The sequence below is a fragment of the Aggregatilinea sp. genome, assembly GCF_036822615.1.
Classification (GTDB): domain Bacteria; phylum Chloroflexota; class Anaerolineae; order Aggregatilineales; family Aggregatilineaceae; genus Aggregatilinea.
This window is the reverse complement of the sequence record NZ_DAISHJ010000059.1, coordinates 1-9,267: the sequence shown is the minus strand read 5'-3', so window position 1 is coordinate 9,267 and position 9,267 is coordinate 1. Positions and strand designations below refer to the sequence as shown.

Below are 9,267 nucleotides of genomic sequence, written 5' to 3'. Positions count from 1 at the left end.
CCGGCGGCAGGATTGCAGTCATGCGCGGCACGCGCCCGCCCACCGTCGAAAACACCGTTTCGCCCGTCTCCACGTCCAGCACCATGACGGCGGGCAGCGTCAGCGGCGCGAGCATATCGTACGGTAGCGTGTCGATGATCAGCTCGGTCGGATCGGGCAGCTCGGGCGGCGGGGCAAGCGCGTACCGGTGCTCGGCGTCCGTCAGATCGACCACCGTCAGCCCGAAGGCCAGCGGCTCCGGCGCGGCGGTCTGGAAGCTGAGCTGCGCCAGCATATCGCCGCCCACGGCAGACTGCACCAGCAGCGTATACGGGCCTGCGGGCAGATCCGCGCCGCTGTCATAGGCGACATTCCCATCCGGGCCGGGACTCAACGGCACGGTCGCGCCGCCCGGTTCCAGCAGCACGGCGGAAAACGGGAAATCGGTCAGCCGCGTTAGCCGCAGCGCGAACGCGCTGCCCTGCGACACCTCGAACGTGCGTGTGACGGGCTGGCCCGCCGTCAGCGTAATGATGGTCGGCGTATCGGGGATCAGTGTGGACTCATCCCCCTGGGCGGATACGTGTTGGCGCGGGCTGGGAGCGAACTGGGCGAGTGTGACGATCAAAGCGAAAGCGAGGGCAAGGCGTGGAAAAACCTTCATGACACAACTGCTCCTTCGTAAAACGGGGCTGCGATGTAATCTCAGTCTTATAGACTGGTGCGATCTATTCTTAAAGTATATGGTTTAATTAATATGCCAGTCAATAAAATACATGTAAATGAATAAATTCACCCCTCAAAAAGCGCACTCGCCCATCGTCGTACAGGGGCGGCAGTGGTATACTCTACGCACATCCGTTCAACTTCTACGGAAAAGGATCGCGCCATGGATCGCCCTGTTCTCGTCCTGATCGACGGCCACGCCCTCGCCTATCGCCAGTTCTTTGCCCTGCCCATCGAAACCTTCAGCACGCGCAGCGGGGAACCGACCAATGCCGTATACGGCTTCGCGCGCACGCTGATCGACATCCTCAACGAGCACCCCAAATACCTCGCGGTGGCGTTCGACAAGGGCATGTCGGGCCGCGATGAGCTGTTCGAGGAATACAAGGGCACGCGCGAGAAGATGCCCGACGAGATGCGCACGCAGATGGACCGCATCCGCGAGCTGATCCAGTCGTTCAACATCCCGATCCTGGAATTGGACGGCTACGAGGCCGACGACGTGCTCGGCTCCATCGCGCCCCAGGCGGAGGGCGACGGCTGCGCGGTGCGTATCATCACCGGGGACCGCGACCTGCTCCAACTGATCACCGACTGCACCAGCGTGCAGCTTCCCGGCAAGCGCCAGGGTGACGCGCAGGTGTTCGATCTGGACCGCTTCCGCGAGGAATACGACGGTCTTGAGCCGCCGCAGTTGGTCGAACTCAAGGGCCTGATGGGCGACAACTCCGACAACATCCCCGGCGTCAAGGGCATCGGGCCAAAGGGCGCGCAGAACCTGATCAAAGCCTACGGATCCGTGGCGAACCTCTACGAGCACCTGGACGAGATCAAAGGCGCGACCCACGACAAGCTCGAAGCCGGGCGCGAGATGGCGTTCCTCTCGCGTGAGCTGGCGCGCATCCGCACCGACGTCCCCGTAACCATCCGTCTGCCGGAATGTGTCGCGCACGATTACGAGTACGCCACCGTGGAAGCCCTGTTCCGCGAACTCGAATTCCGCTCGCTGATCGACCGTCTGCCCGGCGCGCCCGTGCGGACCGAAACCACCGGCGGCGTCCAGCAGTTGTCGATGTTCGAGGTGGCCGAAGCGCCCAAGGCCGAGCCTGCGCCCGAAGAAGCCCCGGTCCCCTTCGCCATCGTGGACGACGAGGAAAAGCTCGCGCTGCTCGTGGAACGCCTCGACGCGGCGGAAGCGATCACCTTCGACGTGGAAACGACCTCCATCGACCGCATGGTGGGCGATCTGGTCGGCATCTCCCTGTCAGTCGATGGCGGTGAAGGCTACTACATCCCGGTCGGCCACATCCCGACCAACGCGCCCTATTCCACCGAAGTCACGCAACCGGATCTGGTCGAAGGCTACACGCCGCGCCAGCTTCCGCTCCAGCAGGTGATGGATGCGATCCGGCCCGCCATGACCAGCCCGGACATTCCCAAATACGCACACAACGCCTCCTACGATCTGGTCGTCATGCGCCGCTACGGCATCGACGTGCGGCCCATCACCTTCGACACCATGATCGCGGAATGGGTCTGCGACCCCACCAGCCGCAATCTCGGCCTGAAGAACCTCGCCTGGGTGCGGACCGGCGTGCGCATGACCGAAATCAGCGAGTTGATCGGCTCCGGCAAAAACCAGATCACGATGGACCGCGTGCCCGTCGAGCGCGCTGCGCCCTATGCCGCCGCCGACGCCGTGCTGACTCACCGGCTGGTCGAGCTGCTCAAGCCGGAGCTTGAAGAGCGCAACGCCTGGAAGCTGTTCAGCGAGATCGAAATGCCGCTCGTGCCCGTCATCGCGGATATGGAGATGGAAGGCGTCCTGCTCGACGTGGACTACCTGAACGCCCTCAGCAAAGACCTGGGCGCGCGGCTGGCGACCATCGCGGACGACATTTACACGCTCAGCGAGGGTCCCTTCAACATCGGCAGCCCCAAGCAGCTCAACGAGATCCTGTTCGACCGCCTCAAGCTGCCCACCGAGGGCCTGCGCAAGACCACGCACGGCCTCAGCACCGCCGCCGACGTGCTCGACTCCCTACGCGACGCGCATCCCATCGTCGAAAAGATCCTCGCGTGGCGCGAGCTGAGCAAGCTGCAAAGCACCTACGTGGACGCCCTGCCCAGCCTGATCAACCCGCGCACCGGGCGCGTGCACACCCACTTCAACCAGACCGGCACGGCCACCGGGCGCGTTTCGTCGATCGATCCGAACCTGCAAAATATCCCCGTCCGCACCGAGGAAGGCCGCCGCGTGCGGCACGCTTTCATCACGCCGGAAGGGTGCAGCCTGTTGGGGGTGGACTACAGCCAGGTCGAGTTGCGCATTCTGGCGCACTACAGCCAGGACGAAGCCCTGCTCGACGCCTTCCGCCACGGCGTAGACATCCACCGCGCGACGGCGGCGGCGGTCTATAACGTGCCGCTCGACGCCGTCACCTACGAGCAGCGCAGCTTCGCCAAGTCGGTCAACTTCGGCCTGATGTACGGCATGGGCGCGTTCCGCCTCGCCCGCGACAGCCAGCTAACCCTGGCCGAAGCCGAAGATTTCATCTCCAACTATTTCCACCAGTTCCCCGGCGTGCGCACCTACCTCGACGGCTCGCTCGAACAGGCCCGCCAGCGCGGCTACGTCGAGACGCTGCTGGGGCGGCGGCGCTACTTCCCCATCCTGCAAGACCGGGGCGGCAAACCCTCCCGTACGCCTGCCTACCAGCGCGCCGAGCGCGAAGCGATCAACATGCCGGTGCAGGGCACGGCGGCGGACATCATCAAGATCGCGATGATCAACCTTTCAAAAGCCCTGAAGGACGGCGGCTACCAATCTAAGATGATCTTGCAGGTGCACGACGAATTGGTGCTCGAAGGGCCCGACGAGGAAATGGATCGCGTTGCGCCGCTGGTGATCGACGTGATGGAATCGGCCTTCAAGCTCGACGCGCCCCTGCGCGCCGACGCTCGCATCGGCCAAAACTGGGCCGAGATGACGCCCTATAAACCGTAAACCGGCCATGTGAAGTGTAAATTTTTGTTCAGGTCCTCCCCGTCGCACGCGAAGGCATCGCGTGTGACGGTTGCGAAAATCGCACAGCGGTGTAATGATGGATGCAATAGGGGCGCATCAAATCGGCCCCAGCGCTCACAGATACCGTTCCGGGGGGATGTACTGACAATCATGGCTGCCTTACTGCTGCCCATTGCCTATCATCTTGAAATCTACGAGCCGGATAGCCAGCGCGCTATCGCCGCATCGTTCGCCAGCAGCATGCCGTTCCAGCGGATCGGCGTCGGGGATGTCATCAACCCGATGAGCTGCAACGACGACAGCTTCCCGCCCGTTTATCTGCGTGTGGTGAACGTGGAGCACGTCATTCTGCAAAACGGCGACCACATCGATCACAAAGTGCTGATCTTCACCGAGGGCCTGCGCGAATCGCATCAGGAACCCGCGCTGCACGTCGAGGCTCTTGGCGCGCTCGAATAACCGGCATCCCGGCGGGGGCGGCCCCAGGCTTCCCGGCCCCCGCGTCCACATCCGGCCATATCCCTCCCCTCGCAGGAGAGCGCCCGTTCCGGCGTTCCGCGTCTCTTGTCCTGCGAGCAGATCGTGATTCCCTCCGCTTCAAAATACCAATCGCGCCCCGAAGGGAATATCATTATAATAATGAGGTTCACCCAAATCCGGCGATTCCCCTCTGAAACGAGCATCAGCGCCGGCAGCGGGTATAATGACGGTTGTCATACAACCTTTAGAGGGCAAGAGAGACACTAAACTTATGGCTAGAAATGTTCTGGTCACCTTATTTGACGACGTCGACACCCTGGACTTCTGCGGTCCAATGGAGGTGTTTGCCATCACCGGTCAGCGTGCCACCGGCTTGGTTCCGTTTGCCGTTACCACCGTCGCCGAACGTAGGTCGCCAGCCATCACCACGCGCAGCGGTCTGTGGATCACGCCCTACTACACGTTTGCGGATGCCATCCAGGCCGACATTCTGATCATCCCCGGCGGTCTGGGCGCGCGCCACGAGCGCAAGAACCCGCTGATGGTCAACTTCATCCGCCAGCAGGCCAAAAACGCCGAGATCGTGCTGTCGATTTGTACCGGGGCGCTGCTGCTGGGCGCGACGGGCCTGCTCGACGGCCTGAGCGCCACCACCCACCACGGCGCGCTCGAAGAGCTGGCGGCGATTGCGCCGCAGTGCACCGTCGTGGACGGTCAGCGCTACGTGGACAACGGTCAGGTCATCACCTCGGCGGGCATTACGGCGGGGCTTGACGCGGCGCTGTACGTCGTGCAGCGGCTGTTGGGGGTCGCCACCGCGCGCGAAACAGCATCTCACATGGAATACGTTTGGGAACCGGTCGAGCAGTAGACGTAAACCAAAATCCAGCCTGCATCGAACCAATTGCAGAGGTTGTGAGTAATATCAGCAGAGCAACCACGTTTGTGGTAGTCGGGAAAGTTCAACAAAATGAACAAACTCGACCACTTGCAAAATGGTTGAGCGTGTTATATAAGATTTAGGTAGCCGGTTTCTTTCATGCCCAGCTACTTTTCGCCTGACTGGAACGGTTCACGAGCGGCGTTATGCATAGACACAACTGCAACCTGATCCAGTTCTATCCAACTATACGTACCAACCCTATCAGTTTGTCACTAGCGCGCATGCGTGTTGCCGGTTTGTGAGGCTCGTCTGCGCGCGCACTGTTTTTTGAGCACACGCCCAACTTATTTTTTAGGAGCCAATACTCACTTTTTTCTTTAAGGCTGTTCGCGGAAGTTTGTAGCCGGAAGGAGGCGCACCGAGCCAACACTGTCTGACCACGCTTGCCGGGGCGACGTGGCCGGTCAGGACAGAAAGTATCCCCAATCGACTTGTGGATCTGACAAGCTCTAGGAGGAGCGAAGAATGCTTAAAACCACAAAGCAGGCACTGCCCGCCATTCTCGTTATTATGAGCATGGTTATGGCGCTCGTGCCGACCGGATTTGCCCTCGCCAGCGATGCCGACTTCACCCTCACCAGTGTCATGCAGGCAGCCGAGCCGGTGACCTACTACGTGACCGACGGCGCGCAGATCAGCTCGCTGGACCCGGCCCGTGCCACCGACGAAGTGTCGATCACCGCGATCGAAAACCTGTTCCTGGGCCTGACCGACTCTGACCCGACCACGCCCGGCAACATCAACCCCGAGCTGGCCACGAGCTGGGAAACCAGCGAAGACGGTCTGACCTGGACCTTCCACCTGCGTGACGACGTGCCGTGGGTGCGTTGGGACCCGGTTAGCGACGAAGGTGAAGTAGTGCGCAATGTGACCGCCCAGGACTTCGTTTACGGTATGCAGCGTGCGTGCGACCCGCGTATTGCGGACCTGTACGGCGCGGTGGCTGCGTCCGTGATCGCTGGCTGCGGCGACATGCACAGCAAGGACATCAGCGAAGTGACCGATGCGGACTACGACCTCGTTCAGGTTGAAGCCCTCGACGACACGACCCTGGCCGTTCACCTGCTGTTCCCCGCTGGCTTCTTCTTCAGCATGACCACCATGTGGATGCTGCGCCCGGTTCCCCAGGAAATCATCCAGGAATTTGGTGACGACTGGACCGAGCTCGGTAACCTGACCACCAATGGCCCCTTCGTCATGGACGAGTGGGTGCGTGGTGTCCGTCGTGTGTACGTCAGCAACCCGTACATCCCCGAAGATCTGCGCGGCCCCGGTAACGTGGAACGCGTGATCGTCACCATCGTGGAAGACGCCGGTACGACGCTTGCTCTGTACCAGGACAATCAGGTGGACCGCTCTGGCGTGCCGGCTGCTGAAGTGCAGTCGATCCTCAGCGATCCCGATTACCAGGACCAGCTGAGCCAGGTTTCCGACCTGGTGGTGTACTACTTCGCGTTCGGCTATGACAAGGAACCGTTCGGTGACGTTCACGCTCGCCGCGCGTTCTCCGCGTCGGTTGACCGCAATGCCTTCATCCAGGAGATCGTCCAGGGCCGTGGTGTCCCGATGATCCACCTGACCCCGCCCGGCATGGTTGGCGCGCCGCCCATCAACGAAGTGGGTGTCGGCTACGATCCTGAGTACGCCAAGGCCGAAATCGAGGCCGCTGGCTACCCGAGCTGCGAAGGCTTCCCGAACATCGAGATCGTGACCTACCAGGGCGCTGGCACCTGGGCCGAATTCCTGGCCGCATCGGTTGAGCGCGAACTGGGCTGCGACCCGAGCGTCTTCACCATCGAAGAACAGGAATTCTCGGTTCTGCTCGAATCCACCGACCCCGACACCCCCACGGAAGATCGTCCCAACATGTGGACGCTCGGCTGGGGCCCCGACTATCCTGACGCCAACAACTGGGTCTTCGACGCCGGCCTGCTGGCCTGCGAAGCTGAAAACAGCGTGAAGCGTCCCTGCACCGAGATCGACGACCTGATCTCGCAGGCGGCTCAGGAATCCGATCAGGCTGTCCGCGCAGAGCTGTACTACCGCATCGAGGAAATGGCCTTCGGTCCTGAGGGCGAATTCCCGATCCTGCCGCTCTACATGCGTACGGTCTACCAGCTCACCAAGCCGTGGGTGACCGGTCCGCTGGACACCGACGGTGTTATCGGTGGCGCGCACTACGACTGGCGCACCATCGACCAGGCTGCTCAGCTCGAGGCGCGTTCGGCTTCGTAACGACGCAGTATTTTCACTGGTCCATTCCGGCGGTGCTGACCAGCACCGCCGGTTTTGTTTTGGGGCCCGCGCCGCCGGGAGGACCTTTGTCACGCTGACGGCGCATCCTCACTCATTGTGCTATACTACCCGTATACCGCACAAGTGTTCTAAACTATACGCCGGAACGGGATGATCTTCGGTTTCGGTGGTTCCTCCTCCGGCGCGGGCGGCTGGTGTGCCTCCAGCGCCTGCGCAACCCGCTCCATATCCTGGTTGTAATAAAACCGCAGCGTTGTCTGGACGTCGCCGTGCCCGAGTACGTGCTGCACGACCGTCGGCGCTGTACCGCTGTCGGCGAGGCTCTGGCCGCGCCAGTGGCGGATCGAATGCGGTCCGTACGCGGTGCCGCAGACCTCCTGGCTTAGACGCTCGACCAGCGCCCGGATCGCCGCCGTACTCAACGGCGGCCAGCGCTCCCCACCCCGCCCCTGCGTGGACACGAACAGCGTATCGTGGCCTGGCGCGGGGTGCAGGCCTGCCCGCATCGCCCACCAGAGCTGCAGGACCTGCTCGACCTCGGCCATGAGCGGCAGCTCGACCTCCTTCGACCCCTTCACCTTCAGGACCAGCAGCTCGCGATCGAACAGCACGCCACCGGTGACCAACCGCGCGACGTCGCCCACGCGCGCGCCGTAGGTGGCCATCAGGACCAGGATCGCCGTGTTGCGCACGGCCAGCATGCGGTACGGGTGCCGCCGGGCGAGCTGCAGGACGTCACGCAGGACCGCTTCCGGCATGGCCTTGTTGACCAGGCTGCGCCGCGGCTCCCGGACGTCCAGGAAGCGCGCCGGGCTGCGGTCGAGCAGCTCGCGCTTCACGCACCAGTTAAAAAACGCCTTGACGTGGCGGCGGCGGGTGGCGAGCGTCGAAGGCGCGTAGCCCTGATCGCTCAGCCGGTCGTTCCAGTCGTCGAGGTCGTCCGGCGTGATGGCGTCGAGCGGCGTCGCCTCCCCCAGCACGGCGGGCAGCGCGCGCAGCGCATAACTGGCATGTTCCCTCGTTTTGTCGTTCGAGTAGTGCTGCAGGTAACGCCGGATAGTGGCATCCAGCCCGGGTGCTGACATTGAGGCCCCCTTTCACGTGTGCAGGTCAGCGCCGCACGCGAGAGCCGAGAGTATGGAGAGGGTACAACGAATCGGCACACCGTGCGAGTCTTGCACAGTGTAGCACGGTTGTTCTAGCTCTTAGGCGCTCATTTTTAGTGGTGACTCCTAAGAGTGACCGTTAGTGACTAGAAGGAGCACGGCCATGAATCACGGACCTTACCGCCCGCACACACCGATCGGCGCGACCAGCGACTACCGCAGCGCCACCCGCAAGCGCCAGGCGATGGTCGCCCGGCGTGCCACCCCGCGCACGAGCTGGGCGCTTGAGATCAGCCTGGTGCTGACCCTGGCCGCGGCGATGCTCCTGATCGTCGCACTGGCTGAGGTCCTGTGACCGCCCTGTTCGTGGCCGCGGCGCTGATCGCCGTCGGCCTGGCCATATGGACCTGGCTTACGCCGCCAAGCGAGGAGGACGAATGATTCCTGGACCCACATCACCCACGCCGGATTTGCGCCGCGACCTGCAGATCATCAGCGATCAGCTCTATGTGAGTTGGTTGGACGCCATCGACCAGCGCGGCGGCACGGACGTCGCCGAGCACCTGGCCGATGCGCATCATCACCTGATGGAGGCGCGCAAGGCCCTGGAGCCGCAACCCGTCCGCGCGGAGTCTCCTAAAGAGCACACACACCCATGACCGAACGGACGATTATCAGGGCACCACGCTCTGCGGCACAACCGTACTTTTCAGTGCGGCGGGCAACGGTGCAGGACAGCCGGCTGTCAC

Annotated in this window: 8 protein-coding genes; 6 read left to right on the top strand and 2 right to left on the bottom strand. The window is 62.7% G+C overall.

The window, feature by feature from the left end; genetic code table 11:
* A partial coding sequence (locus V7116_RS15905) for a hypothetical protein (protein ID WP_324392934.1) occupies positions 1–643 on the bottom strand: 643 nt, incomplete at its 3' end.
* Positions 644–868: 225 nt separating this feature from the next.
* Between V7116_RS15905 and polA the strand changes: the two genes are divergently transcribed.
* The 4 genes from polA (at position 869) to V7116_RS15885 (ending at position 7,391) form a co-directional block, all read left to right on the top strand.
* Positions 869–3,712, top strand: a complete 2,844-nt coding sequence (gene polA, locus V7116_RS15900) for a DNA polymerase I (protein WP_324392933.1) — start codon at positions 869–871, stop codon at positions 3,710–3,712.
* 171 nt (positions 3,713–3,883) lie between these two features.
* Positions 3,884–4,192, top strand: coding sequence for a hypothetical protein (locus V7116_RS15895; RefSeq protein ID WP_324392932.1), 309 nt, complete (start codon positions 3,884–3,886; stop codon positions 4,190–4,192).
* Between the two features lie 292 nt (positions 4,193–4,484).
* Entirely contained in the window at positions 4,485–5,084 is a 600-nt protein-coding gene (locus tag V7116_RS15890; protein ID WP_324392931.1) for a DJ-1/PfpI family protein, read from the top strand.
* Between the two features lie 537 nt (positions 5,085–5,621).
* Positions 5,622–7,391, top strand: coding sequence for a peptide ABC transporter substrate-binding protein (locus V7116_RS15885; protein ID WP_324392930.1), 1,770 nt, complete (start codon positions 5,622–5,624; stop codon positions 7,389–7,391).
* A 149-nt stretch (positions 7,392–7,540) separates the two neighbouring features.
* On the opposite strand, the gene V7116_RS15880 is transcribed toward V7116_RS15885, so the two are convergent.
* Positions 7,541–8,497, bottom strand: coding sequence for a tyrosine-type recombinase/integrase (locus V7116_RS15880; RefSeq protein WP_324392929.1), 957 nt, complete (start codon positions 8,495–8,497; stop codon positions 7,541–7,543).
* A gap of 184 nt (positions 8,498–8,681) precedes the next feature.
* Between V7116_RS15880 and V7116_RS15875 the strand changes: the two genes are divergently transcribed.
* Together V7116_RS15875 and V7116_RS15870 are read left to right on the top strand one after the other, a co-directional pair.
* Positions 8,682–8,873: a hypothetical protein gene (locus V7116_RS15875; RefSeq protein WP_324392928.1), complete on the top strand. Its 192-nt coding sequence runs from the start codon at positions 8,682–8,684 to the stop codon at positions 8,871–8,873.
* 82 nt (positions 8,874–8,955) lie between these two features.
* The gene (locus V7116_RS15870; protein WP_324392927.1) at positions 8,956–9,177 is read left to right on the top strand and encodes a hypothetical protein; all 222 of its coding nucleotides are present in this window, start codon (positions 8,956–8,958) and stop codon (positions 9,175–9,177) included.
* Positions 9,178–9,267 lie beyond the last annotated feature (90 nt).